Raw genomic sequence first — 24,862 nt, 5'->3', positions numbered from 1 at the left:
AGCCCGGGCGGCTGGCCATGGTCGTCATCACCCGGTCGATACGAGGGAATTCCCCCATGGCTCAAGGCTGGCCACGCAGACGGCGGGTCAGCGCGGGATCCCGGCTGTTGTCGGCCAGCCAGATGGCGAGAAAGGCGGCGGAAAAACCGGGTTCCGCGATCCGGCCAAGGGGGCGTTCTCGCAGCCAGAGCTCTCCCTGACCCTGCTCATCCACGTAGAAAGTGAGCCTGTCCCCCGCCTTCACGTCGGGCAGTACCCCGGACAGCGCCGCCAGCCAGCGGGCCTGAGCCTGGCTGTCTCCTGGCGTCAGCCGCTGCCACTCCTGGGCGGTGGCCTCCAGGATATCCTGTCTGTCTATGTCCCTGGCATAGGTGAGGGAGAGGGCCTGGGGATAACGGCGCGGTGCATAGCGGCCATCCTGGCTGTAGAGGGTGGCGTCATAGAGCTTGAACCAGAGCCAGTGCATCTCCCCCTGTCCGACGGGGCGCAGCTGCTGCCAGGGGGCAGCCCAGCTCAAGGCGCTCCAGCAGAGCAGGCTAATGCCAACCCATGTGCCAACGAGTGGGATCTTCCAGTTCATGCCAATCCAGCTCCTGTTCTTGCAGGGTATTGATGTCCTGCACCGTGACCCTGTCGAGCTCTCCCCGCTCGTCTTTATGGCAGGAGATCACCAGAAAATGGCGATCGGCCTGCTCGAACAGGGTCTCCCTGGTCCATTTGGAAAAAAGCAGCGTATCGGTCGAAAAGGTGTTCATCTCGGCTCACCCTCCAGCTTCACCGTTGCCCATACCAGTACGGGCAACCATCCCATCCAGATCACCGCCAGCAGCGCCGCGCTGATCCCGATGCCCCAGGGTAAGTGTACGGCCCCCATGGCCGCCCCCGCCACATAGGAGCTGGCGCCCCCCACCATGCCAAACAGCGCCTGCTGCCAGCGTGGCAAGGGCCGAAGCCAGCGCAGACCGTGGGAGAGGGTCAGGGCAAAACCGCACCAGAGCAGCAACAGCCAGAGGGGGAAGCCGGCCGGAAACTGGAACAGGCCGATCCGCCAGAGCAGGATGTCGAGCAGACAGCCTGCCAGGGCGACGGGAATGAGCCGCCAGTCGCCCAGGCGGCTCGGCGAGAAGAGGAAATGCAGCAGCAGCATCCCGAGCAGGGGGCCAGGTTGCTGCCATTTCACCGCCAGCAACCAGTAGAGGTTGAACCCCAGCAGGTGGGCCCACTGCCACATGGTCAGTGACCGCTCACTGGCAGGTCACCGCTCCAGCCGAGGGGGCCCGGCTTGGCCGCCTCCAGCTGCACCAGGCTGATGGCCCGCTCCCAGAAGCCCCCCTCGCAATAGGCAAAATAGAAGTGCCAGAGCCGGATGAAGTCCTGGCTGTAGCCGAGCCTCGGCAGCTCGGGGGCCAGCGCCAGGAAGCGCTCGCACCAGTGGGCCAGGGTGCGGGCATAGTGGTGGCCGTGATCGTGCAGCCGCACCAGCTGCATGTCGGTCTCCCGGGCGAGCAGCCCCGCCATCTGGGAGACGCTCGGCAAACAGCCGCCGGGGAAGATGTAGCGCTGGATGAAGTCCACCCCTCGCAGATACTGGGCGTGGCGCTGATCGGCTATGGTGATGGCCTGGATCAGCAGGCGACCGCCGGGCCTTAGCAGGCGCGACAGCTGGCGGAAGTAGTCCGGCAAGAAGGCGTGCCCCACCGCCTCTATCATCTCGATGGAGACCAGCTTGTCGAAGCGTCCCTCCAGCTTGCGGTAATCCTCCAGCAGCAATGTGATGCGATCCCCCAGCCCCTCCCGGGCAATCCACTCCTTGGCGTAGTCGTGCTGGGCCTGGGAGATGGTGGTGGTGGTGACCCGGCAGCCGTAATGGCGGGCGGCATAGACGGCGAGGCCGCCCCAGCCGGTGCCAATCTCCAGCAGGTGGTCGTCCGGCCCAAGCTCGAGCCGCTCGCAGATGGTGCGCAGCTTGGCCTGCTGCCCCTGCTCCAGGCTGGCCTCGGCGCTCGGGTAGAGGGCGCTCGAATACTGCATGTGGCTGTCGAGGAAGCCCTGATAGAGGGCGTTGCCGAGATCATAGTGGGCGGCGATGTTGGATCTCGACCCGGTCAGAGTATTGCGGCTGCGCCAATGGCGCACCTTGTTGAAGGGGAAGCTGAGCCAGCCCAGGCGCCGCTCCAATGAGTCGAGCAGCGGCAGGTTGCGGGCCAGCAGCCGCACCAGGGCCACCGGATCCGGGCTGGTCCAGAGCCCCTCCACCCAGGTTTCACCGGCGGCTATGCTGCCCCCCAGCAGCAGGCGGCGATAAAACGCCGGATCCTGCACCATCACCTCGGCGTGGAGATCCGTGCCCGCCACCCCGAAGCGGTGACGCTCGCTGCCGTCGTGCAGCAGCAGCTGGCCGTGTTCGAGACGTCCCAGCAGAGTGAGCAGCAGTTGTCTGGCCCCCTTGTCGATGAAAGAGGCAGAGAGGGTTGATTGAGCAAGTTCCATTAGCGGCTCTCCGGATAGGTAAAGATCGGGGTTCGTTTGATAAAAAGACGCAGGGCCTGCCAGTAGATACCGAGCAGCACCTTGAGGGTCATCCAGGGCCAGCGGACGAGCAGGGCCACCAGCCCCCGGCGCGACAGCGGCGCCCGGCGCAGCGCCAGGGTGGCATCGAACAGCTTGGCCTCGCCGGATGTGGGATGACTCTCGATATGGATCAGCGTCTCCTGGGCCGGCGCCCGGATGCGCCAGTGGTAGCGCATGGCCAGCCCCATGAAGGGAGAGACGTGAAAGTCCTTGTCATGGGGCGCCAGGGCCGCCAGATCCAGCAGGTAGTAGTGACGCTCGTTCCAGGGGGTGTTCGACACCTCCGCCAGCAGATAGCGCGCCTCTCCCGCCCGGTAGCAGAAGTAGAAGTTGACCGGGCTGAAGTAGAATCCCAGGCAGCGCACATTGCCGAGCAGCAGCACCCGCCCCTCGGGCTCGGCATCGCCACCCAGTTCGCTCACCTTGTCCCACGCCGCCTGCTTGAGGCTGCCCTCGCCACCGCCCAGATAGTCGTCGCGGCGAAACGAGAGCAGCCCCGCTCGCTCCAGGGCGAACCAGCGCCCCTGGCTGAGCCCCGGCAGCTCGTCCAGATCCAGCCCCAGCATGAAGAGGCTGTATGAAAAAGCGTGGGGCCTGGGGGCGAAGCGGCGGTGGCGCACCGAGCCCTGCCAGATGGCGCTGATGGTGTCGCCGGCGGCCTTCACAGGCTGGCTCCGAAGCGCTTGGCCACGTCCAGGGCGCTGCGCACCCCGTCCTCGTGAAAGCCGTTGTACCAGTAGGCACCGCAAAAGTGGGTGTGCTGCTGGCCGCAGATCTCGGCCCGGCGCTGCTGGGCGGCAATGGAAGCCTGATTGAAGACGGGATGGTGATAGACGAAGCGGCGCAGCACCTTGCTCTCGTCCACCCGCCCCTGGGGATTGAGGCTGACGCAGAAAGGCTCTGGCGAGCTTATCCCCTGCAAGATGTTCATGTTGTAGCTCACCAGGGGACGCGCCCCGTCGTCGTCCCCCAGCTGATAGTTCCAGCTGGCCCACGCCTTGCGGCGAGCGGGCAGGCAGCTCGCGTCGGTGTGCAGCCAGACGTCGTTGGCCTGATAGGCCATGGCGCCGAGAATGGCCTGCTCCCCTTCGCTTGCATCCACCAGCAGGGCGAGGGCCTGGTCGCTGTGGCAGGCGAAGATCACCTCGTCAAAGGGCTCCTCCCCGTGGCGGCTTCGGACCATCACCCCTTCGGCCGTGCGCCTAACCCCCTGTACCGGGCTGGCCAGCCGGATCCGCGCCTGCCAGCCTGCAGTGAGCGGGCCTATGTATTCCCGCGAGCCCCCCGGGATCACGTACCACTGGGGACGATTGGCCACCTCGAGCAGGCCGTGGTTGGCAAAGAATCGCAGGAAGAAGCCCAGGGGAAAGGCACGCATGTCCGCCAGGGTGGAGGACCAGATGGCCGCCCCCATGGGCAGGATATAGTGGCGGGCGAAGTAGTCGCTGAACCGTCCCCGTTGCAGAAAGTCTCCCAGGGTCGGTTCGCTGCCGTTTTCCGGGCGGGTCTTGTCCGCCAGCCAGGCGCGGGCCTCCCGGTTGAAGCGCAGTATTTCGGCGACGAAGCGGTAGAAGCGCGGGCTCAGCAGGTTGCTGCGCTGGGCAAACAGGGTGTCCAGGTTGTGGCCGTTGTACTCCAGCCCCGCCGGGCTCTTGACCGAGAAGCTCATCTCGGTGGGCTGGCGCGCCACCCCGATGCGTTCGAGCAACGTGAGGAAATTGGGGTAGGTGCGATCGTTGAAGACAATGAAACCTGTGTCGATGGCATAGCTGCAACCGGCCTGAGTCACATCGACGGTGGCGGTATGGCCCCCCAGGATGGGGGCCGCTTCGAACAGGGTGACGTCGTGCAGCTTGTGGAGCAGAAAACCGGCGCCAAGCCCCGAGATCCCGGAACCTATGATGGCAATCTTTTTCTTCATGAAGGGGATCCTTTCGAGGTGAGGGTGCGACCGAGGCGCAGCCAGAGCCCGGTCGGCAGGGCACCAAACAGGCGCAGCAACCAGATGAAGCGACGGGGGAAGTGGATCTGGTGACGGCCGGCGGCAAGCCCGCTCATGATGGCGCGGGAAGCCTCCTCCACCGTCACCAGACAGGGCATGGGAAAATCGTTCTTCGCGGTGAGCGGCGTGCTGACAAAGCCCGGGCGGATAAGGCTCACCCCTATGCCCCGGGTCGCTAGATCCAGACGCAGGGTGTCGGCCAGATAGTCGAGGCCCGCCTTGGAGGCGCCATAGGCCTCGGCCCGTGGCAGGGGCAGCCAGCTCACCGACGAGCTGACGATGGCGAGCCGAGACCCGGGCGCCAGTCGCGGCAGGAAGGCCGCCAGGGCATGGCCGGTGGCGATGAGGTTGGTCTCGATCACCCGGGCAAACAGGGCGCCGTCGAACCCCTCGGCTACATCCATGTATTCGCAGTTGCCGGCATTGAGGATCACCAGATCCAGGACGGGCAGCCCGGCGGCAACCCGGGCCATGGCGGCGCTGTCCCTTGCATCGAACTGCAGGGGGGTGATCCCTGCATCGGCCAGCGCCTGCAAGCGCCCCTCATCGCGACCGCAGCCCCACACCTGCCAGCCGGCGCACCTGTAATCCAGCGCCAGCTGGCGGCCGATGCCGGAGCTGGCTCCGGTGATCAGTACCCGTCCGCTCATGATCCCAGCCTCCCCTTGATGGCGTGCACCAGGGGGCCCAGCAGCGGCAACTGCTCGTAGAGCATGGCCCCCAGATCGAAGTAGTCCCGGTGCAGGCACACCTTGCCCTCTTGGTCGAACTCGAGGCGGGTGGCCCCTTCCAGCCGGATCGGCTCGCCGCCCCGCAGCCTGGGGTGGGAGAAGGTCATGGTCCAGCCGAGCCAGGCCCCCTGCCCCTGCAGCTGCTGGTCCGTTACCTCGAAGCGGCAATAGGCCAGGCGCTGATAGAGGGCGGCAAAATAGTCGGTGAGTGCCACCAGTCCTTCGATGCGATGGGCCGGATCGATGAAGACCACCCGCTGCGCATAGACATCGGGCAGGCGGTGCAGTTGCTGCCTGTCCAGTTGCTGATAGAGGGCGATAAAGCGGGCCAGCGGGTCCTTCATCCTATTTCTCCAGGTTTCGAAACATCTCGATGGCCTTCACCCGTGCGAGGGCGTGATCCACCATGGGAGCCGGGTAATCACCTCCCCCTTTGAGTCTCAACCAGTCATGGGGTTGATGTATATAGGCAGGGGGGACATCGGCCAGTTCTTTCACCCAAGTACGGATAAAGTCTCCTTGTGGATCAAATCGTTGCCCCTGAGTTGTCGGGTTGAACACCCGAAAATAGGGGGCCGCATCGGCGCCAGTACCCGCCGCCCACTGCCAGCCACCATTGTTGGCCGCCAGATCCCCGTCTATCAGCTTGCTCATGAAGTAATCCTCCCCCAGCCGCCAGTGGATGTGGAGATCCTTGGTGAGAAAGCTCGCCACTATCATCCGCAGCCGGTTGTGCATCCAGCCGGTGGCGTTGAGGCTGCGCATGGCGGCGTCGACCACGGGGTAGCCGGTACGCCCTTCGCACCAGGCGGCGAAGGCATCCGGGTCCCAGCTCCACGGCAGGGCCGCGGTCTCGGGCTTGAAGGGGCGGTTCATGGAGAGACTTGGCACCCGCACCAGCAGGTGGCGATAGAACTCGCGCCAGATGAGCTCGTTGAGCCAGACGAAACCGGGCTGCGCCTTGGACTGGGGCCGGCCGCCGAGGCGCTGCTGCAGCGCCGCCACGCACTGGCGGGGACTGAGGATCCCGGCCGCCAGGTAGGGGGAGAGCACGGAAGTGCCCGCCAGCGCCGGGAAGTCCCGGGTCTCGCCATAGTCCAGCACCCCCTGATCCAGAAAGGCGTGCAGCCGCCGCTGGGCCTCGGCCTCCCCCACGGGCCAGCGGGGATCCGGGGTCAGTTCACCCAGGGTCTCATCGGCAAAGGCCCTCTCGGCGAGCGGCTGCCAGGCAAGCGGCGCGGCGCGCGGCGCAGGAGCGCGATGAATGACGAAGCCCTCTTCGTCGAGAGCCTTGAGCCAGGCGCGGCCAAAGGGGGTGAACACCTTGAACATCTCCCCCGAGCCGGTCAGCACCCGCCCGGGCGGCAGCACGCAGCAGCCGTTGAACCAGTGGCAACTCACCCCCAGCGGTGCCAGCGCGCGGGTGACGGCGCCATCGCGGCGCTGCTCGTCGATTTCGATGGCCTGATTGGCGTAGAGCTGGGTGACCCCAAGCTGGCGCGTCAGATCCGCCAGCGCCGCCGGCACCTCGGCAAAGGTCTCGACCCGCAGCAGATGCAGCGGGATGCCGAGCGCCGCCAGCTCGTGCCCCAGCACATCCACCTGGGCCAGGATGAAGCGCTGGCGGACGGGGGCCATCTTGTGCGCCCGCCACTGGGCCGGGGAGATAACAAAGAGAGCCGCCACCGGCTCGTCAGCGGCGCTGGCATTCCCGCAGCACGAGCGCAGGGCCGGGTTGTCCGCCAGGCGCAGATCGTTTCGAAACCAGATCAGCCTCATGGTGTTTTCCTCCCGCGCCCGGCGCTCTGCTGCGCCATCCGCTCGGCCAGACTCGCCCGCCAGCCCAGCTGGTTCAGCCAGTCGGCATCGTAGAGGCGCCCCAGCTCGCCAAAGAAGCGGGTACCGGCGGGCCAGGGGGTGGCCAGATCCTGCTTGCCGAGCCCGGCCCCCAGCAGCACCAGCCAGGGGGGAATGGCGCGCCCCTCCAGCAGGGTGGCATGACGGGGCTCCACCGCCCCCAGCAGTTGCACCTCATAGCCCTGACCGATGAGCTCGTAGGCGGCCCAGACCAGATCGAGCGGCCCCACCTGGCCCCAGCTTGCCAGGGTGACCGGCACCCCCTTCTCCTGCTCGATGAGGTGACGGGCGAAGCGGGTATGGAGCCAGCCCAGCCACACCTGTTGCAGCAGCTCGCCATCGGGGCGCTCGCGCCACAGCCCCAGCAGCTGCTCCACCAGGGGCTGCAACACCCGGCTGCGCACCAGCTCGAACGGATAGCTCGCAAGCAGGTCGTTAAGCTCGGCTTCCGCCTTGCGCTGGTTGAAGGCGAGCAGCGCCTGGCCAAACTGCTCCAGGGTCTGCTGCCAGTGATCGCTCACCGGCGCGGACTGGGGCTCGCTCAAGAGCCCCTTCACCTGGCCTATGCTCACCCCCCGCTCCAGCCAGCTCAGGATCTCGCCTATCTGGCGGATATCCTGCTCGCTGTAGAGGCGGTGCCCCTTCTCGGTGCGGGCGGGTTGCACCAGGCCGTAGCGGCGCTGCCAGGCGCGCAGGGTGACGGCATTGACCCCGGTGAGGCGGGAGACCTCGCGGATGGGGTAGACGCCCTCGTCGGGGAGAGGCGCGGCTGCTTGTGGTTCATCAGACATGAGAGGGTCCATCAGACATTGGGAAAGAGGCCCCGGCCATCCGCCGGGGCCTGCACAGGGTGTTCAAAGCCCGTAACGCAGTTTGAGCGTATCGGGATGCGGGTTGAGATAGACCTGCTCGGACAAGTAGGCATTGGGGTACTCGCGCAGGTAATGGCGGATCAGGGTAAGGGGCACCAGCAGCGGGAAGACCCCGGTGCGGTACTTGTCGATGGTGTCACACAGCTCCTGCTTCTGGGCCGGGGTCAGCACCCGCTTGAAGTAGCCCTGCAGGTGCATCAGCACATTGGTGTGGCTGCGACGGTTGGCCCGAAGACGCAGGGCCGCCATCAGGCCCTGGATGTAACTGTCCGCCACCTGCTGCAGGTTGGCCTTGCCGAGGTTGCCCAGCAGCTTGCCGAGAGTGCGGTAGTGGCTGGTGGCGTGGGAGAGCACCAGATACTTGTAGCGGGAATGAAAGCGGATCAGGGCAGAGGCGGTGATCCCCCGGGCGCAGAGCTGCTGCCAGTCGTGATAGGCGAAGACCCGCAGCACGAAGTTCTCCCTCAGTATGGGGTCGCACAGGCGGCCGTCTTCTTCCACCGGCAGCAGGGGGTTGGCCTCCATCAACGCCTTGGCGAAGAGGCCGACCCCCTCCTTGGCGCTCCCCTCGTTGTTGGCGCCATAGATGCGCACCCGCTCCATGCCGCAGCTGGGGGATTTGGCGCAAAGAATGTAGCCGGAGAGAAAATCGAGCTGACGTACCTTCTGCTCGCTGAAGGCGATCAATTTCTCCGTGACGTCGAAGCTGCCGTTGCTCGCCTCGGCCCGCACCTCCCCCTGGCGTTTCACCAGGCGGATGGCGGCGCGGGGCGCGCCAAGGCCAATGGCCATCTCGGGGCAGACGGGGTGATAGTCGAAGTGAGCGCCAAGGTCCCGTTCGCAGAAGCTGGAGCGTTTGTGGCCCCCGTCGAACCGGACTTCCTGGCCCAGCAGACAGGCACTGATACCGACCTTGATCTTGTACATGATGGCGCTCCTTGTATAAGTATTGACTCAGTTATAGCAGTTATACAAAGAAATGGAAGTTGTATAACTATTGCCAACCGATACGATGCCGCAGCGAACACAGGATCACAGGAACATGAAAAAAGCCCATGACGGCGTCATGGGCAGGAGCAGGGGTATGCAGGAAGGGGACGGGGATCAGAAGTTGTACTTCACCCCCAGGCTGGTGATGGAGCCTTGCTGCAGATCCCAGCGACGATAGGTGTAGTCGGCGGTCAGGGCCAGGTTCTGGGTCAGCTTGTAGGCGCCGCCCACCTTGAAGTCCTGCATGTCGTCGGTCATGTTGGCGTAGCGATAGGCGGTGGAGAGCTCCACCTGACCCAGGTCGTAACGCAGGCCCACTTCACCGTACAGGCTGCCGCTCTTCTTGCGCGCCACCGAGTCCCAGCCATCGACATCATGGCTCAGCTCGCGCTCCAGGCTGTAGCCCATCAGGCCGGTCTCACCGTACAGGTTCAGGCCGGTGCTGAGGGGCGTGAACACCCCTACCCCCAGGTTGGAGATGGCCATGCTGTCATTGCCGCTGTTGCGGGAGCTGTATTCTGAGCCGAGTCGGCCGTAGAAGTTGGAGCCGAAGCTCTTGGAGAGATCCAGGCTCAGGCCGCCGAAATCGCGGTTGTCGCTGTCCTTGCCACCGATGAAGTCGGACTGGGTATGGGTCCAGATAGCGGCACCCTTGGCATAGCTGAACGCATCCTGCGCCATGACGGAGGCGGAAGAGCAGGCGGCCAGGGCCATGATGGAAAGCGTGATTTTTTTCATTGTGATGACTCCTCGTTGAGATGGAGCCATTGTGCCGAGCCCCCCGAAAAATGCCGAGGGACAAGCTGTTGCCAAACCATGTCAGATGTAAGCAACTGTTTCTGTCTGTCGTAACCTACTGTTTCAATAAATAAAAAACCTCCCGCAGGAGGTTTGTCGACCCTTAGCGAAACACCACTTCCTCGATCTCGACCCGCACCAGGGGCCGCTCCCCCTGCCCGGCCGGTTTCGCCATCTCTACCTCGAGGGAGGGACGATCCTCCCCCTTGCGCAGATAGGTCTCCGGCAGGCGATTCTCGGCGACCCAGAAACGGGCCTCCTGGCGCGAGAGCTGGACTCCCTGCCGGTCGAACAGACTGACGTGACCGCGCACCCCCACCACGTTGCGGCTGCCGGTGTTGTGCACCATGAAGCGCAGCCGATAGGTGTCCCCCGTCTCCAGCCGGTCCAGACGAACCTGGACGCCATCCCGAGCGGCCTCGCTCAGCAAGGCGGGGTTGGCCAGGGCCTGCTCGGTCAAGACAGGGGCGGCCACCGTCCGTGGGGCGCTCTGCGCTTGCACGCCGACGGCCGTGCTGGCGACACTGGCCGGCTTGACCAGCAGATACTCCCAGCTGAAGTCATCATTGAGCTGCACCACCCGGCCATCGGCCAGGGTCACCTGGGTGAGCGGGGCGGCCTGGGCCAGCACGGGGCCGAGGGAGAGGAGCAGTAGCAGGGGAAGGGCTTTCATGGCATTCCTGTTGGGCAGAGACAAAAAGGGGCGTCAGTATAAACAGTCGCCCCCTCCTTGCCTATGATGCCGCTCACAGAGCCGCCCTCAACCCTTGATCTCGTGGCGCTGGGGCTGGACGAGATCCAGGGTCACATGGTCGAACGCCATCCCCTTGAGGGCGCGGTAGATATCTTGCTGACGATCGAAACCGTGGGCACGCTGATGCGCCGGCAGGCGGATGCGGGCCAGGGCAACATGCTCTTCTCCCAGGGGATGGAAGAAGACCTGGGCCTCGTCAAACCCCATGTCGGCCAAAAGCTGCTCCGCCATGTCGATCATCTGCACCTGGTGACTTTCGATCCGGCTGAGATCCTGGAAACGGCGATTGAGGTAACCGCCGCTGGTCTTGCCCCAGCGATCCAGCTCCCGGCGATGAAAACCGTAACGAAAGTCCCGATGGGACATGCCCTGCTCGGCGAACGGCCAGAGGGTGTGGCCCGGCAGCGGCCCAAAGCGGCCGAGGTAGGCCTGCATCTCCTCGAACGAGGCCGGGATCAGCAGCGGCAGGGCGGCCCAGTCCGTCTGCTTGCCCCTGGCCTCCTCCAGCAGCTGCAGCGGATCCCGCGCCCCGGGGGGCAGCTGGCCCGCGTCGCAAAACAGCATCTCCTGGGTCTTGATGACCCTCTGCTCCAGGCCGTGGTGCAAACAGTAGCGACGGGCCCGGGCCAGTTCCCGTCGGCTCAGCAGCGGGTTGTCCAGGGTCAGGGCGCGCACGCGCACCCCGCCGGCACGGCACAGCTCCATGGCGTAGCAGGATTCCAACCGTCCCGAAAAAGAGATGACCAGCTCGCCGTGGCCGGCCAAGGTCTCGATGAGGCGCTGCTCCCTGGCCTGAAACGTCTGATCATATCCCTGATTCAGTACAACGATCTTGGTATCCATGGATGCCCCGATAGTGAATGCAGGGGCCCATCTTGCGACCATCAAGCTGAACTGACCATAAATGAAACATGAGAAAATCAGCATTTCCATCGCCTACGGCTATTAATCATGATCCAGATCAATTCTTCCCGTTTCCCGGACAGAATGCCGGCAACCGGGAGGACCCGCCTCCCCCGACTGGCAACTTTTACTTGCATCAGGGCGGCAAATCCCTTAAAGCTAGGGCATTGACATTTCAGGGTTATTCCATGCTTTCACTATTCTTCTTTCGTTTCTCGTTTATCCGGCCCAGCTGAGGGAAGGCCCACTCGTCGTATAAACCGGAAACCAAAGACGAATCGAGCCTCCCTAGCGGAGGCTTTTTTACGCATATCATCAATGACATATCTGGACAGGTAAGTAACATGGCAACCCTAGACGACATCAGGCAGGACATCACCCAGTTGGATCAGGAGCTGCTGGCCCTGCTGGCCAAGCGCAAGACCCTGAGCATAGCGGTCGCCCGTGCCAAGCAGGCCAATCCCCGCCCCATCCGCGACCACCAGCGCGAGCAGGATCTGCTGGTCGCCCTGATCCAGAAAGGGCGCGCCCTGGGCCTGGACGCCCAATATGTCACCCGCCTCTATCACACCATCATCGAAGACTCCGTACTCTCCCAGCAGGCTTACCTGCAAGGGCTGCTCAACCCGGAGCAGCAAGAGCCCATGACCAGCGTCGCCTACCTGGGACCGCGCGGCTCCTACTCCAGCCTGGCCGCCCGCAAGTATCTGGCCCGCTACAAGGATCAGGTGGTCGAGGTGAACTGCCAGAATTTTCGCGAGGTGCTCGACTCGGTCGAATCGGGACGCGCCGCCTTCGGGGTGCTGCCCATCGAGAACACCAGTTCGGGCTCCATCAACGAGGTGTATGACGTGATGCAGCACACCAGCCTCTCCATCGTCGGTGAGCTGACTTATCCGATTGAGCACTGCGTGCTGACCGCGGTGCCGACCGACCTGTCCCGCATCAAGACCTTCTACGCCCATCCCCAGGTGTTTCAGCAGTGCTCCCATTACCTGAGCAAGCTGGAGGGGGCGCGCCACGAGATCTGCGACTCCTCTTCCAGCGCCATGATGAAGGTCAAGGAGCTGGGGAGCCCGGAGGCGGCCGCCATCGGCAGCGCGGACGGCGGCGAGCTGTACGGCCTGACGGTGCTGGCCGAGCAGCTCGCCAACCAGAAGGAGAACTACAGCCGCTTCATCGTGGTGGCGCGCAAGCCCATAGACGTGGCCCCCCAGATCCCGGCCAAGACCACCCTCATCATGTCCACCTCGCAAAAACCGGGCTCCCTGGTGGAGGCGCTGCTGGTGCTGCGCAACAACAGCATCAACATGACCAAGCTGGAATCCCGTCCGGTGCAGGGCAATCCCTGGGAGGAGATGTTCTACCTGGATGTCTCCGCCAACCTGCAGAGCGCCGAGATGCAGGCCGCCCTGGTGGAGCTGACCCAGATCACCCGCTACATCAAGGTGCTGGGCTGCTACCCGAGCGAGGATGTCAAACCCACCGCCGTGCCCCCCGTCATCCTGGGCTAGGTTGCGGGCGGCAATCCCCTGCCGCCGCTGGCGCGAGCCATCGACGCAAACAACAGCGGCGGCCCTGGGGCCGCCGCTGTTTTGCTGTATCCGGAAATCCCGGGGACTAGAACTGCCCCGCCATCAGCTGGTTGAGGTGATAGAGGTTGCGGGTGTCGAGCTCGAGCTCGGTGGCATAGGTGTTGCCGCGAGGGTAGCTCGCCACCACACGGGCGCCACGTACCATGCCGGCCACAGACACGTCCAGGGTGTTGGCGGTCTGGGTCAGATCCTTGTAGCTGCTGCGACCGCTCACCTGCTGGCCGTTGAGCTGCTCCGCCAGCTCCCGATAGGCATCCATCTTGGAGGCGCGGATGGCCTGCAGCATCTTCTCCGCCTGGGAGGGGCCGGGCTGGATGTCGATCACCCCATAGCCCACCGCCCTCAGCACGGGAAAGTCATCCGGCTCGCTGGCACTGTTACCATACTCCACCACGCGGTTGCCGCTGCAGCCGGTGAGCAGCAGGGCGAACAGGCATCCAAACAGGGTCTTCATCTTGTCTGCTTCCTCTCTGTGGGTCACGGGCGCCTGGGCGCTCAGGGGACCAGATTGACCAGATGGCCCTGGGGGCTGGCCCCGGAGCCGCGCTGCAACAAGCCACGGTTGACCGAGGCTCGTCCGAACGAATTATTGGCCCCCGTCAGATACTGCTGGGGGATCAGGCTCTGGGCCGTGGTCTCCACCATCCTGGTTCGCAGGTCTATGATGCGGGCATTGACCAGGATCCCCTGCTTGTTGCGGCTGAAGGTGCCGGTCAGGATGCGGGAGATGGGCAGCCTGGCGGAAAGATCCTTGTAGTTGCGGCTCATCACGAAATCCCCCTGGGGGGTCACCTGGATGCTGCCCGTGGTCTTGAAGTCCACCACCACCTCGCCGCGCCGGTTCAGCTCGTAGATGAAGCTCTCCTCGATCTGCTGGCCCATCCAGTTGGTGTCTTTCAGGGTGTCGAGATCGACGAAGGAGGCGACGGCGATGGGTTCGGTCAGGGTGGAGAGGGACTTGCGCTCCATCAGCTGATCCGTCAGCCGGGCCACCAGCCAGTTCAACTCCATGCCGGGCGCGGCCTGGCGGGGATCCCCCACCTTGCGGTTGATGGGGTCGGAACCACAGGCAGACAAGGCCAGGGTAAGGGCCAATGCCGTGATCAATTTGTTCATGGATAAGGTTCCTGTCTCTGCGTCTCACCAGTTATCGGACGAGGCCGGCAAAGCTTGAGTGGGGAATAAGGCACGACTCTTGCTTTCTTCTCGGCAATATCCACACCCGAGTCGGCACGGGATCTCCCTGCCCCTGCAAGGTTCATGTTATGACACGCATCAAGATACCGCTGCTCATCGCCCTGCTGCTGGCCACCGGCGGCGCCCGGGCGGAACTGATCGAAGCCCAGGGCAGCGCCGCCATCCTGGGGGGTGACGAGGCCTATGCCCGCGAGCAGGCCACCCGGGATGCCCTGCGCCAGGCCCTGCTGGCCAGCGGCGCCGCCGTCTCCAGCGTGCAGCGCCTGGAAAACGGCAGCCTGAGATCCGAGCAGATCCAGATCCGCTCGGGCGGCGACATCCGCCAATACCGCCTCAAGCGGGAAGAGGTGCGCAACGGCCGCATGTACATCACGGTGCAGGCCGATATCCAGGCCGAGCGCCAGCTCTGCCAGAGCCAGCACTACGCCAAGGATTTGACGCTGATACGGCTGCGGCTGCGCCACCCCGAGCAGGCCAGCTATGGCGCCCTCGACGATCTGCCGGCCAGCCTGTCACGCCGCCTGTTCGAGAAGCTGGCCGCCCTGCCCCAGGGGGTGCTGGCCCATCAATGGCTCGACGAGAACCTCGCCATCGACCCCCTGCACCTGCAGCAGGGGGATCGCAGCGCCCTCGAGGAGATCAAGGCCCTGAGCCTTCGCACCGACAGCCAGTACCTGGTGCTCGGCAGCCTGGACGATCTCTCCCTCGAGCCCCAGGGCAACCGGCTGACCAGCTGGTATCAAGACCCGGTCCGCAGCTTTCGCATGCAGCTCTACCTGTTTGACGGCATCAACGGCACCCTGATGGGGCGCAAGGAGTATGAGGGACGGGCCGACTGGACCTTCGCCAAGCAGGAGCGGGTCGGCAGCGACAGCAGCCTGTTCTGGCACTCCAGCTACGGCCAGGAGGTGGACTATCAGCTCAAGGAGGCGGTGCAGGACATCCAGGCCCAGCTCGGCTGCGCCCCGGTCACCGCCCGCATCGTCGCCGTGGGCGAGCGCGGCCCCCACATCAACCTGGGGCGGCGCAACGGGGTCAAGCTCGGGGATCAGTTCCGCATCCAGCACAGCGCCGACTTCACCGATCCCTACGGCAAGGCCCGCATGCAGCGCAATCCCGCCAGCGGCCTGTTCGAGGTGGTACAGCTGTTTGACGACGGCGCCATCATAGCGACACGGAACAAATATTCGCCATTTAACATCCAGGTGGGCGATTTTGCCCTATTGGAATAGAAATCAAGAGTTTAAAAGCGCGATTCTTTTTGTATAATGCACGCCACTCGCTCCCGTAGCTCAGCTGGATAGAGCGGTCCCCTCCTAAGGGACAGGCCACTGGTTCTTATGTACTATAGGTTTTAGTGCGATAGAAAACATGATAGAGTAGGTTGTTATCGAGGCGTAGCTCAATTGGATAGAGCATCCCCCTCCTAAGGGGAAGGTTGTGGGATCGTGCCCCACCGTCTCGGAATTTTCCTCCATAAAACAATGCGTTGTATGGAAAAAGTAAAGGTGATTCGCTTAAACGCGTATCACCTTTTTTTTATCTATCAGCTCATCTATTGCACTAAGAGCACAAGCAAACTACTATTGCACTCCATAATGATACGTGCAAAGGTGATTTGGTGCGCAAACTTGCAAAGGTCGCAATTGGCATTGGCTCTCTTGGAATGAAGGGGTATGACCTTCTAGACACAGAGACTGGAGAGAGCATCCCTTTCTATGCAGACTATTTGCATAAAATAATTTCTGAGCAAGTAGCCAATCAGAAGCGTTCCCAGAACACAATTGATGCAATTGCTGCTGACCTTAAGGTTTTCCTTGAATACGTAATCAACGCTCAGGAGTTGTTCTTTGAGCAAAGAGCGAAGACCGACAGCACACTACTTGCAGAGATCATACTGTCCTACCCTGATTACCTGACACTCGGCAGCAATTCGTCAGCACCAATCGCGCGAGACACGGCTACAGCTACAGGCCATACCCCAATCAAGCCACAGAGTGCCAATCGCAATCTGAGCTCTGTGAACGGCTTTATTGACGCATCTGCTAACGCTCACCAAAAACTCAAAGAGGCCAAAATGCTAGGTCTCATTGACATAGATGTTCCCTCAGAGAACATCCATGCAGAATTGCTTACACGAAGAAAATTAAGCCTTTCAGAGCGAAAGCGATTACAACAGCAATCCGTTCTTTGCCAGGTAATGCGCGGTGGAGCAAAGTACACAAAAACTCGTTTATTTAGCATTAAAGCCTTGCCAAAAGGCGGACATACGGCTGAATACAAATACTTCCCTGTATCACATATAGAGCCGCTCCTTGATGCAGCCCCGACCTACCGAGATAGAGCCCTATGGGCACTGATGTTTGGAACTGGTCTGCGGGTCAGTGAGGCGACACAGCTTCTTGTTACAGATGTCGATATAGTGAATGAAACTCTCAACGTTTTCTCTTATCGCAATCGAATCGAGTGCTTCGAAGGCATAAAGGATGAAGATATAAATAGATTATCCTTTAAGGGAAGAGAGACAGAAGAAGCTTACTTTATTTATCCATTCAATAAAATATTTTTTGAGTCCATCACAAAATACCTTCGACTTGAAAGACCAAAAGGTCTCGAACATAACTATCTATTTGTTACTAATTCAAACCGCAGCCGTGGCAGACCGCTTTTCGCAACGTCTAGATCTAATAGAGGGAGTTCGTTTAAAAAGATTCAAGAGACTATAGAATGTCCATTAAAAAACAATATAGATAAAAGATATACATTACATTCACTCCGTCACTTCTACGGATACTGGCTATTAAATTTCCATAGAACAGCAGATGGACACTCTTTTAGTCTTCTCGAAGTCCAAAATATGATGGGGCATGCAAATATTGAATCAACAAAAAAATATGCAGTTACAGACAAAATAGTAGCTCAAGAAAAAATGAGATTAGCTAATCTTGTTTTGCAAAACAAATCAATTAACAGTGACAAAAATATGCTTTTGGAACATAAACAAAAAATCATTTCAGATCTGATTGCGGGAACTAAGTCATGAGAGTTGATACAAAAATCATAACAAATATTAATGATGCAACCGCTTGTGCTGAAAAATGGTTGCAGCAAGCGTTTGATGAAGATTATGAATATGACTGGAATAACTGTCGTAGTGAATACCTTGCAAAGTTAGTATTGGCAAGCCTTAGAGGATATAACTGGCTTAAACACATTGAAGACGTATCACTGTATTTCAAAAAGAATGATAGCTCAATAGAAAACAAAATAAATATGGTCAGGTTCATTGGAGTGAACCATACTCATGGTCAAAAAGCAGACTCGATGATCTACCTGATCATTAGCTTTCTGTTTATCCATCTTTCATTTGAAGGGCATATTTCTCTACGCTTCGGGCATCAAATACACCTCCCTGCGACACCAAATGTATTTAGATGGTTCTATGTGCGAGGTTTAATTGTTAGCAGTGTGGCTCATGTTTACATGGCATCCACGCCTCCTAGATATGCAGAGCTAAGAGAGTTTTTACCTGAAAAATATAGACCTTTCATAGATGATTTAAGCAATGATAAGCGCTCAACTAGGCAGCGTGCGGCAATGAATATGATAGAGGCGTTAACATACTCTAAAACCAGTTCATTGGATAGCGTTTCCGTAGATATTCTAATCGAATATTATAATGCTAATGAAGAAGCTGCTAGGTACTACATATCAACCAATGATCTTCAAAACAAAATAAGCACTGTCACGTACTTAATTATTTTGGAGATGTTAGATTCAGCAAACGGTTCCACATTGAGCACAGAATATGAAAAAGCAATAGCTAGGAACTCATTTGTCATAGAATCACCTTTGGATAAAAATAAGGAAAAAAATCTTATCAAAGTTACATCAACCGCCAGTGATGTAAAAAAGTTAACTAACAATAATATTAATGCGCAAGAATATGAAATTGAAACAGCCCTTCGAGAAATTTCCGTAATTTCATTTGGTGAATATACATTTTCGGTTAGAGATAGTTTGTCTAGCTTTCGGCCCTCTGAATTATCACAGGATAATTATTGGAAGAAGACTCAACTAGATTTCGTGGCATCAGCAACCGAATCAGGAACAAAAAAAATACACGAATCTAGACTGGCATACCTAAATTCTTATCTCTTTGACTACCTTCCTACTTTTTTTAGAAGTCATCCAAACACACCTATTAAATATCCATCATCTCCGTCAGAATTTCTAAGTTTTGTTTTCGTATCACAATCCCAGACAATGGAGCATGTACATTTTGGTGAGCATGAAGCCACAATCTATCCAGTTGGACTATTAGATTACATCTACGCAATCACAGAAGAAAAGAGTGCATCTAAAGGCTATTTAAAAACCAATGCTGGACGAGATACTATAGCTGGCATTCAGAGATATTTTGACTATGTAATTGCTAAGTTTTCAGGAGTTCCTGCATGCAAATTGGAGTCAAACCCGATTTCTGATTTCGATAAAGATTCACACAAGGGATACTCATATAAACACACCGTAAAAGAAAAGATTAGTTTGGACTATTGGGTATTGCTTCGTATGTATCTCTGCGAAGTAACAAAAGTTGTTCTAGAGAATGCAGAGAATGTCATTTTTAATAAAGGAAAAAACAAACATAACTTCAAGGTTAATAAAACTATCGAGTGGTTAGAACACAAGGTTCATATAGAGGAGTTTAATGCACTCTGGTTACAAGATTTTGATATTGAAGACTGGAAAGACCCTGTTAAGTTTACGCAGTATCATGGACTGGTAAACATGACTGTAATGGCATGGAGCGGTTTGAGAGACTCAAATATCCTATGGTTGGATGTCAGAAATTATTCTCAATACTGTAAAAATGAATATACAGATGACGATTTTGTAGACTTATACGTCAACACCGATAAGGCGAAGACAGAACCATATACAAGCCAAATTCCAGGTCATGTAATGCGCCTCCTAGATCGAGCTGCACGGCTAAGAATGAAAGTTAATAAGGTAGGCTTTAATGAACCAATCGATTATAAAGGAGAGAGCTCTTCAAAGTGGCCTAAGATCCTACCATTATTACAAAGAACTAAGGCAAATCTCACCCATTATAGTAGCGGCAAAAAAATCCCTGAAAGCAATTTCTTGTTGCATTTACTGCTTGAGTTTGAAAAGTGCCTTCTAGCACATAACAAAAAAATGATGCTGGAAAATCAAGAACCAATAGACTTTGAATCTTCACTATATTGGCTTCCATTGTATGCAAACCAGGCAACGTTTAGAAACACGAAGAACTTTGTTCATGCGGAACAAGACTACACAGCAACATTGAGAAACAAGTCCACTGGAGTAGGACATGCATTCACTCCACTTAAGCGTGCAGTAATATGGACTCCACATTCTCTCAGGGTCACTTTTGACAGTGTTTGTTCCGTGCTGGCGAGCCCAAAAGCGGTAGGTGAGATTTGTACCGGACAATCAGAAAAAGTTGTAGGGTATTACACAATAAACACACATGAGGAATCCGCTTTAATCAGATCAATTCATGATGCAAGTGGTCTTAAAAAGCAATTCCCCCCATCAATTCTAGATCAGAGTCGCAATGAAACTGCCAGGATTGCGTCTATCAATGAAATTCGAGTTGATGAAAACGAATACCTAAAAAGGCATGAACAAGGTACAGCCATCAACGACTTCGGTTGCCACAGTATGTCTTCAATCGCAGTTAGCGGTATGCGCTCACCTATAGAGACACTATCTCAAGCATCAGCAAACGAAATATCATTCAACAGAACACACATATGTCCATTTAATAATGAATGCCCTAAAGATGTCATAGCCGCCCTAGCTGGTGAAAAGTGTTGTGCCATCTGTCCTTACGCTATCATCTGCTGTGACCATGCGGTTGCTATTGGCGTTGAATTGAAAAGGCTTGGAGATATTGCAGTAGATATAACCAAGCAAATAAAAAATGGATCAAATCTCCTGGATGCAGAAAAAGAGAGCCTAAAAAGGGACAGGCAATTAATTATAAAATCAGTCAGTGGATGGTATGCGCGGCATCAGTTTTTGTCCACCCATATTAACTCTCGTAATTTCTATACTGGCTCAAAAAATGATAAATTGGTGAAACATATATCAGGTTCTTTTTCGGGGCAAAACATCATTGATAGACTCATAGAGTCAGATGGTGTTAGTACAATGACCTCCCCCAAGCTTGAGCGAGAAGCGAGCAAGCTTAATCGCCAACTTACTGCTCTTATGAATAAGAACATTGAAGCTATTGAAATACTGGAAGATAACTCAAATAGCGAAGCGGAAGTAGCCCTTCGGTTAATTAAGATTATATGTAACACGAATAAAATAAGTGAAACTCAACTGGCTAAAAAGCTAACAAATCCAGCTTTGATTACCTCAAGCATCAAAATTGGTGAGTTTAAATGAAAATATCTAATAAAGACAAGGCTAAATCACTACAAGCATATTATTCCGAGACCACTGATGCTCGGGCAGAAAGAATCTCAAAAATATTAATGGAGCTAATTCCTCTTAAAGTAAAATTCCCTAACAGGACAAAACTAAGTGAATACGTGGCTAAAAAACTTAGCGAAGAGGAAGGCCAACCTGTTGCTAGCTCAACCATACGTAGAAATAAAAAATATGACGATATATTAATCAAATATCTTGTGAAAGTAAGTCCTGAAACAGTTGCCCACAAAAAAGACCTTGCAATTGAGTTTAATATTGTCCAGCGCAGCTTACAAAAGCAAATTGAGGAGAAGGAGCTCATAATAAAAGAGCTAACAAGGAAGCTTAATGAGGCTGATGCTCTACTTGAAAAACGTTTAGCACTTGAATACTCAGAGAAATATTCGATACAAAAATCCAGAGTAGAAAAGATCGAAGTTTCAGGAGGGGAAACCTACGAGGACTTATTCAATGAGCTTTATAAATTGATTTTAAAGCTTGAATATATAAAATTTGAATTAAAAGATGGTGTTATTTATGACTGGGAGAGTGATGAAGCAATTATTAGCAAATCAAAGTTCCCGAAATTCTTTAAATGGTTAGCGAAGAAAATATAGAATATAGACCTCTCTATCACCTGACACCGGTCTTAAACCGGTGTCTTGTTTACGCTACTTTCGTGTTTCGTGCGCCCTTCCTTTGGTATCAAGTTGAAGCCGTTTGCAACATCGGAAATAACCATAATAATTTAAAGTAATTCCTCATCACACCTTGCTAATTTGTTACTTGTCCAAAATTTGGCAATGAATTAATATGCATTTGGTTTTTAGTAAATTGATTGTTTTGTTAATTTATTTTTTGGCAATTTACAGCATGTATTCAAGGTATTGACTATGGAATTACAGACAAGGCTAGCTTTTATAGATACAAGTGCTTTTGAAAAGAAAAACTATCAATTTGGGCAATATGCCCTTGGTCGTCTTCAAGAACTAATTGAGGATGAGAAAATTCACTTGCTCATTACTGATGTGACAAGGAAAGAGATCGACTCTCATCTTAAACGAAAATCTGAAGAAGCAGCTTCTATGATAAGTAAGATGCAAAGAGATGGGATGTTCCTAAGAAACACTCCCAACCTTGACTGTCATGGAATCTTTACCAAGGTTAAAGGCGAGGATATTTATACTGTTGTCAGTAAGAAATTTGATGATTTTGTTGAAAGTGGCTACGTTGAAACAATAAATGTAAGCATTGTTAACCCTCAACTTGTATTTGATGCTTACTTCAACAACCGCCCACCTTTTGGTAAAGAGTCAAAAAAACACGAGTTTCCTGATGCATTTGCGCTAGAGGCTATTAAACAGGTGAGCTTGGCTAGAGGGAATGCAGTCTATATCGTTAGTGACGACGGCGATATGAAATCCTTCTGTGAGAAAGAGGATAACTTCATTCATCTTGAAAAAGTAGATGACCTAATTGACTTAATTGTTCGAAGCGACAAAGCGTACAAAGAGCCAGCCGAATTTGCTGACGAAGTTTTCGAACAACTCCTAGAAAAAATCAAAGCGGATGCCCTGCAAGCTATAAAAGATGGCGAGTTCAACTATGAACATGCAGACCCTTTCGATGATATTATTAATTCTATAGAAATCAACTCACTGAATGTTGAAAAGAAAAACTTGCAGAATGTCGATGCCGAGCGTGCTGAATACGAAGTAGAGTTTGAGGTGGTTGTTACGGCAGAGTACCAATTTTCAGATTATGACCGTTCGCCTTGGGATCCTGAAGACAAGAAATATGTATTAATCTTGAGTAATGAGTCAATCGTAAAACACAAAGAAACATATACTGCTCACCTAACACTTGCCTATCCAGATGGATTGAAAGCCAACGCGCACATTGAAGAGCTTTACTTCCAAGACACATATTTTGAGCTGACTGATGGTGACTCGAAAGTCATTAGCTTCAAAGAACTAGATATTAATGGTGAATAACATGAAGCTATATGTAATAGGTAATGGATTTGATGTTCATCATGGCCTTGATACTAGGTATACATCTTTTGGACTTTATCTCAAAAAAAACTACAGGGAAACTTATGAACTACTTCTCGACTATTACGGGTTTGCTGACTTAGACCCAGATTATCCAACAATAATGTCAGACCCTTTATGGTCTGAATTTGAAACAAGTATGTCACTACTTGATAAAGATTCTGTTTTGGAAGCAAACATGGATGCAATGCCAAACTATTCCTCAGATGACTTTAGAGACCGAGACAGATACACACTTTTAATTGAAATGGAGAGAATACTTGGCCTTCTAACCACTGAATTGTATAAAGCATTCAAAGAGTTCATTTTGGCTGTGCAGTTTCCTATGTTTGATAATGGCCGTTCAGTAAATATTGATAGGGACGCTGTCTACCTCACATTCAACTACACAGATACACTTTCTCAATACTACGCTGTCCCCGATGAGAACATATTATTTATTCACGGAAAAGCCAATACACATGTTGATGAGTTATTTCTCGGTCATGGTGTTAACCCTGATAATTTCAAAGAGAAACCTGCTGAACCACCATCAGGATTGAGTGATGAAGACTTAGAACGTTGGATGGATTATCAATCTGATCAATATGACTACTCATTCGATCTTGGTAAAAATGCTATTAATCAGTATTTCTCAGCCACTTTCAAGGGCACAGGTCAGGTCATAAAAAACAATGAAGACTTCTTTGCAAAACTCGGCAACATTGATGAAGTATATGTTCTCGGTCACTCATTAGCTGACGTAGATTTACCTTACTTCAAGAAGTTGGTTCAATCAGTCAGACCTGATGCTAAATGGGTTGTGACTTTTTATGATCCTGATGATGAGAAAAAACACGGTGACACTCTAAAAGGATTTGGGATAGCTAACGTTGTAGTTGTCAGAATGGAACAGATATAAGAAAAAAACCTGTAAAATTATTAACGATTGCGGTGAATTCCATCACCATACAGAGATCGTTGACATAAAGTCAGCCATATAACTAGAAATGGTTCTTATTTACTTACTTTTGTGATCCCAGTGCCTTTTCGTTAGTGTTGAAGGTGATGTAGATCACAGCCCTAACTGGATTTATTTGATACGCAGCAAGAATTAAACAACGAATAAAGGATTGTTAACATTGCTTGATATTGGTCAAATGCGTATTTCTTGAATGCCTGCAAAGCTAATCATCTAAATAGCTGTTCCGAATAGTAGATCACCGGAGGAAGGGAACTCAGTCCAGTTTGTGCGATCTGATTAGTCGCTAAACAAAACAAGCCACACCCAAAGGACTGAGTTGATGCCTATCCTACTACCTCTGCCACGACCACAACGGCGCCGCATTCACAAAATCATCCATGCCACCCGTGATAAAGGACATGCTCGTCGCTTGATGGCCATCTTGGGAAGGTGCGAATAAGCGGGGAAATTCTTCTCGGCTGACTCAGTCATTTCATTTTTTCAGTTTGAGCCGATCTTTTCTTCCGTAAATGCCTTGAATCAGCCTATTTAGACCGTTTCTTCGCCATTTAAGGCGTTATTCCCAGTTTTTAGTGAGATCTCTCCCACTGACGTATCATTTGGTCCGCCCGAAACAGGTTGGCCAGCGTGAATAACATCGCCAGTTGGTTATCGTTTTTCAGCAACCCCTTGTATCTGGCTTTCACGAAGCCGAACTGTCGCTTGATGATGCGAAATGGGTGCTCCACCTTGGCCCGGATGCTGGCTTTCATGTATTCGATGTTGATGGCCGTTTTGTTCTTGCGTGGATGCTGTTTCAAGGTTCTTACCTTGCCGGGGCGCTCGGCGATCAGCCAGTCCACATCCACCTCGGCCAGCTCCTCGCGCTGTGGCGCCCCTTGGTAGCCGGCATCGGCTGAGACAAATTGCTCCTCTCCATGCAGCAGATTACCCAGCTGATTGAGGTCATGCTCGTTGGCCGCGGTGGTGACTAGGCTGTGGGTCAGGCCACTCTTGGCATCGACACCAATGTGGGCCTTCATGCCAAAGTGCCACTGATTGCCTTTCTTGGTCTGATGCATCTCCGGATCGCGTTGCTGCTCTTTGTTCTTGGTCGAGCTGGG

At 55.1% G+C, this 24,862-nt stretch carries 23 protein-coding genes, 1 tRNA gene, 2 pseudogenes and 1 other annotated feature; of the genes and pseudogenes, 9 read left to right on the top strand and 17 right to left on the bottom strand.

Features of this window, described 5'->3' with window-relative positions:
* Positions 1-61: 61 nt before the first annotated feature.
* The 14 genes from BN1119_RS14970 to BN1119_RS14905 form a co-directional block, all read right to left on the bottom strand.
* Positions 62-580: a chalcone isomerase family protein gene (locus BN1119_RS14970; protein WP_041999683.1), complete on the bottom strand. Its 519-nt coding sequence runs from the start codon at positions 578-580 to the stop codon at positions 62-64.
* Positions 537-755, bottom strand: coding sequence for a TIGR02450 family Trp-rich protein (locus BN1119_RS14965; RefSeq protein WP_041999680.1), 219 nt, complete (start codon positions 753-755; stop codon positions 537-539). Before BN1119_RS14965 ends, BN1119_RS14970 begins: the two co-directional genes overlap by 44 nt.
* On the bottom strand, positions 752-1,231 hold the full coding sequence (locus tag BN1119_RS14960; RefSeq protein WP_041999677.1) for a DUF2878 domain-containing protein: 480 nt from the start codon (positions 1,229-1,231) through the stop codon (positions 752-754). The genes BN1119_RS14965 and BN1119_RS14960 overlap by 4 nt, the downstream gene beginning before the upstream one ends.
* 2 nt (positions 1,232-1,233) lie before the next feature.
* Positions 1,234-2,490, bottom strand: coding sequence for an SAM-dependent methyltransferase (locus BN1119_RS14955; RefSeq protein WP_041999674.1), 1,257 nt, complete (start codon positions 2,488-2,490; stop codon positions 1,234-1,236).
* Entirely contained in the window at positions 2,490-3,236 is a 747-nt protein-coding gene (locus BN1119_RS14950; protein WP_041999671.1) for a DUF1365 domain-containing protein, read from the bottom strand. The genes BN1119_RS14955 and BN1119_RS14950 overlap by 1 nt, the downstream gene beginning before the upstream one ends.
* Positions 3,233-4,492 (bottom strand): NAD(P)/FAD-dependent oxidoreductase, encoded by a 1,260-nt coding sequence (locus BN1119_RS14945; RefSeq protein ID WP_041999668.1) that lies wholly within the window; start codon positions 4,490-4,492, stop codon positions 3,233-3,235. The genes BN1119_RS14950 and BN1119_RS14945 overlap by 4 nt, the downstream gene beginning before the upstream one ends.
* Positions 4,489-5,223: an SDR family NAD(P)-dependent oxidoreductase gene (locus tag BN1119_RS14940; protein WP_041999665.1), complete on the bottom strand. Its 735-nt coding sequence runs from the start codon at positions 5,221-5,223 to the stop codon at positions 4,489-4,491. Before BN1119_RS14940 ends, BN1119_RS14945 begins: the two co-directional genes overlap by 4 nt.
* Positions 5,220-5,648: a nuclear transport factor 2 family protein gene (locus tag BN1119_RS14935; RefSeq protein WP_041999662.1), complete on the bottom strand. Its 429-nt coding sequence runs from the start codon at positions 5,646-5,648 to the stop codon at positions 5,220-5,222. The genes BN1119_RS14940 and BN1119_RS14935 overlap by 4 nt, the downstream gene beginning before the upstream one ends.
* A 1-nt stretch (position 5,649) precedes the next feature.
* Positions 5,650-7,083: a deoxyribodipyrimidine photo-lyase gene (phrB, locus tag BN1119_RS14930; RefSeq protein WP_041999659.1), complete on the bottom strand. Its 1,434-nt coding sequence runs from the start codon at positions 7,081-7,083 to the stop codon at positions 5,650-5,652.
* Positions 7,080-7,952: a MerR family transcriptional regulator gene (locus tag BN1119_RS14925; protein WP_041999656.1), complete on the bottom strand. Its 873-nt coding sequence runs from the start codon at positions 7,950-7,952 to the stop codon at positions 7,080-7,082. Before BN1119_RS14925 ends, phrB begins: the two co-directional genes overlap by 4 nt.
* A gap of 63 nt (positions 7,953-8,015) precedes the next feature.
* Positions 8,016-8,960 (bottom strand): YbgA family protein, encoded by a 945-nt coding sequence (locus BN1119_RS14920; protein WP_041999653.1) that lies wholly within the window; start codon positions 8,958-8,960, stop codon positions 8,016-8,018.
* A 177-nt stretch (positions 8,961-9,137) separates the two neighbouring features.
* The gene (locus BN1119_RS14915) at positions 9,138-9,761 is read right to left on the bottom strand and encodes an autotransporter outer membrane beta-barrel domain-containing protein (protein ID WP_041999650.1); all 624 of its coding nucleotides are present in this window, start codon (positions 9,759-9,761) and stop codon (positions 9,138-9,140) included.
* A gap of 163 nt (positions 9,762-9,924) precedes the next feature.
* On the bottom strand, positions 9,925-10,494 hold the full coding sequence (locus BN1119_RS14910) for a DUF3157 family protein (protein WP_041999647.1): 570 nt from the start codon (positions 10,492-10,494) through the stop codon (positions 9,925-9,927).
* 87 nt (positions 10,495-10,581) lie between these two features.
* Positions 10,582-11,418 carry an adenine nucleotide alpha-hydrolase family protein gene (locus tag BN1119_RS14905; protein ID WP_041999644.1) on the bottom strand — a complete coding sequence of 279 codons (837 nt, stop codon included), beginning with the start codon at positions 11,416-11,418 and terminating at the stop codon, positions 10,582-10,584.
* A gap of 244 nt (positions 11,419-11,662) precedes the next feature.
* Positions 11,663-11,785 (top strand) — a sequence feature (Phe leader region).
* Between the two features lie 37 nt (positions 11,786-11,822).
* Between BN1119_RS14905 and BN1119_RS14900 the strand changes: the two genes are divergently transcribed.
* Entirely contained in the window at positions 11,823-12,992 is a 1,170-nt protein-coding gene (locus BN1119_RS14900; protein ID WP_041999641.1) for a chorismate mutase, read from the top strand.
* 106 nt (positions 12,993-13,098) lie between these two features.
* Here BN1119_RS14900 and BN1119_RS14895 read toward each other — a convergent pair whose 3' ends face one another.
* Complete coding sequence (locus BN1119_RS14895; protein WP_041999638.1) at positions 13,099-13,527, bottom strand: LPP20 family lipoprotein; 429 nt, start codon at positions 13,525-13,527, stop codon at positions 13,099-13,101.
* A gap of 41 nt (positions 13,528-13,568) precedes the next feature.
* The gene (locus tag BN1119_RS14890) at positions 13,569-14,189 is read right to left on the bottom strand and encodes a FlgO family outer membrane protein (protein WP_041999636.1); all 621 of its coding nucleotides are present in this window, start codon (positions 14,187-14,189) and stop codon (positions 13,569-13,571) included.
* Between the two features lie 158 nt (positions 14,190-14,347).
* On the opposite strand from BN1119_RS14890, the gene BN1119_RS14885 reads away from it, so the two are divergent.
* The 8 genes and pseudogenes from BN1119_RS14885 to BN1119_RS20525 all read left to right on the top strand — a co-directional run.
* A complete protein-coding gene (locus tag BN1119_RS14885; protein ID WP_042000090.1) occupies positions 14,348-15,502 on the top strand; it encodes a flagellar assembly protein FlgT in 1,155 nt (384 codons plus the stop codon).
* A gap of 159 nt (positions 15,503-15,661) precedes the next feature.
* Positions 15,662-15,735 (top strand) — tRNA-Arg (locus BN1119_RS14880).
* A gap of 156 nt (positions 15,736-15,891) precedes the next feature.
* A complete protein-coding gene (locus BN1119_RS20190) occupies positions 15,892-17,313 on the top strand; it encodes a tyrosine-type recombinase/integrase (protein WP_059167980.1) in 1,422 nt (473 codons plus the stop codon).
* Entirely contained in the window at positions 17,310-20,717 is a 3,408-nt protein-coding gene (locus tag BN1119_RS20530) for a hypothetical protein (protein ID WP_094762219.1), read from the top strand. Before BN1119_RS20190 ends, BN1119_RS20530 begins: the two co-directional genes overlap by 4 nt.
* On the top strand, positions 20,714-21,358 hold the full coding sequence (locus BN1119_RS14870) for a hypothetical protein (protein WP_059167981.1): 645 nt from the start codon (positions 20,714-20,716) through the stop codon (positions 21,356-21,358). The genes BN1119_RS20530 and BN1119_RS14870 overlap by 4 nt, the downstream gene beginning before the upstream one ends.
* A 276-nt stretch (positions 21,359-21,634) precedes the next feature.
* Positions 21,635-22,735, top strand: coding sequence for a PIN domain-containing protein (locus BN1119_RS14865; RefSeq protein WP_041999625.1), 1,101 nt, complete (start codon positions 21,635-21,637; stop codon positions 22,733-22,735).
* Between the two features lies 1 nt (position 22,736).
* On the top strand, positions 22,737-23,696 hold the full coding sequence (locus BN1119_RS14860; protein WP_041999622.1) for a bacteriophage abortive infection AbiH family protein: 960 nt from the start codon (positions 22,737-22,739) through the stop codon (positions 23,694-23,696).
* Between the two features lie 382 nt (positions 23,697-24,078).
* Positions 24,079-24,183 (top strand): annotated as a pseudogene (locus tag BN1119_RS20525) (IS630 family transposase); the annotation flags it as partial.
* A 145-nt stretch (positions 24,184-24,328) separates the two neighbouring features.
* Here BN1119_RS20525 and BN1119_RS14855 read toward each other — a convergent pair.
* Positions 24,329-24,862 (bottom strand): annotated as a pseudogene (locus BN1119_RS14855) (IS5-like element IS5 family transposase); the annotation flags it as partial.

The organism is Aeromonas bivalvium (assembly GCF_000819765.1).
Classification (GTDB): Bacteria; Pseudomonadota; Gammaproteobacteria; order Enterobacterales; family Aeromonadaceae; genus Aeromonas; species Aeromonas bivalvium.
The sequence above is the reverse complement of the archived record's forward strand: the minus strand, read 5'-3'. Positions and strand labels throughout refer to the sequence as shown.

Excerpts from the sequence above, each read along its gene's own strand:
- BN1119_RS14890 (WP_041999636.1), bottom strand. The coding sequence starts at position 14,189 with ATGAACAAATTGATCACGGCATTGGCCCTTACCCTGGCCTTGTCTGCC.
- BN1119_RS14900 (WP_041999641.1), top strand. The coding sequence starts at position 11,823 with ATGGCAACCCTAGACGACATCAGGCAGGACATCACCCAGTTGGATCAG.
- BN1119_RS14915 (WP_041999650.1), bottom strand. The coding sequence starts at position 9,761 with ATGAAAAAAATCACGCTTTCCATCATGGCCCTGGCCGCCTGCTCTTCC.
- BN1119_RS14865 (WP_041999625.1), top strand. The coding sequence starts at position 21,635 with ATGGAATTACAGACAAGGCTAGCTTTTATAGATACAAGTGCTTTTGAA.
- BN1119_RS14955 (WP_041999674.1), bottom strand. The coding sequence starts at position 2,490 with ATGGAACTTGCTCAATCAACCCTCTCTGCCTCTTTCATCGACAAGGGG.
- BN1119_RS20530 (WP_094762219.1), top strand. The coding sequence starts at position 17,310 with ATGAGAGTTGATACAAAAATCATAACAAATATTAATGATGCAACCGCT.
- BN1119_RS14945 (WP_041999668.1), bottom strand. The coding sequence starts at position 4,492 with ATGAAGAAAAAGATTGCCATCATAGGTTCCGGGATCTCGGGGCTTGGC.
- BN1119_RS14925 (WP_041999656.1), bottom strand. The coding sequence starts at position 7,952 with ATGTCTGATGAACCACAAGCAGCCGCGCCTCTCCCCGACGAGGGCGTC.
- BN1119_RS14920 (WP_041999653.1), bottom strand. The coding sequence starts at position 8,960 with ATGTACAAGATCAAGGTCGGTATCAGTGCCTGTCTGCTGGGCCAGGAA.
- BN1119_RS14970 (WP_041999683.1), bottom strand. The coding sequence starts at position 580 with ATGAACTGGAAGATCCCACTCGTTGGCACATGGGTTGGCATTAGCCTG.
- BN1119_RS14940 (WP_041999665.1), bottom strand. The coding sequence starts at position 5,223 with ATGAGCGGACGGGTACTGATCACCGGAGCCAGCTCCGGCATCGGCCGC.
- BN1119_RS14860 (WP_041999622.1), top strand. The coding sequence starts at position 22,737 with ATGAAGCTATATGTAATAGGTAATGGATTTGATGTTCATCATGGCCTT.
- BN1119_RS14895 (WP_041999638.1), bottom strand. The coding sequence starts at position 13,527 with ATGAAGACCCTGTTTGGATGCCTGTTCGCCCTGCTGCTCACCGGCTGC.
- BN1119_RS14960 (WP_041999677.1), bottom strand. The coding sequence starts at position 1,231 with ATGTGGCAGTGGGCCCACCTGCTGGGGTTCAACCTCTACTGGTTGCTG.
- phrB (WP_041999659.1), bottom strand. The coding sequence starts at position 7,083 with ATGAGGCTGATCTGGTTTCGAAACGATCTGCGCCTGGCGGACAACCCG.
- BN1119_RS14965 (WP_041999680.1), bottom strand. The coding sequence starts at position 755 with ATGAACACCTTTTCGACCGATACGCTGCTTTTTTCCAAATGGACCAGG.
- BN1119_RS14870 (WP_059167981.1), top strand. The coding sequence starts at position 20,714 with ATGAAAATATCTAATAAAGACAAGGCTAAATCACTACAAGCATATTAT.
- BN1119_RS14935 (WP_041999662.1), bottom strand. The coding sequence starts at position 5,648 with ATGAAGGACCCGCTGGCCCGCTTTATCGCCCTCTATCAGCAACTGGAC.
- BN1119_RS14905 (WP_041999644.1), bottom strand. The coding sequence starts at position 11,418 with ATGGATACCAAGATCGTTGTACTGAATCAGGGATATGATCAGACGTTT.
- BN1119_RS14910 (WP_041999647.1), bottom strand. The coding sequence starts at position 10,494 with ATGAAAGCCCTTCCCCTGCTACTGCTCCTCTCCCTCGGCCCCGTGCTG.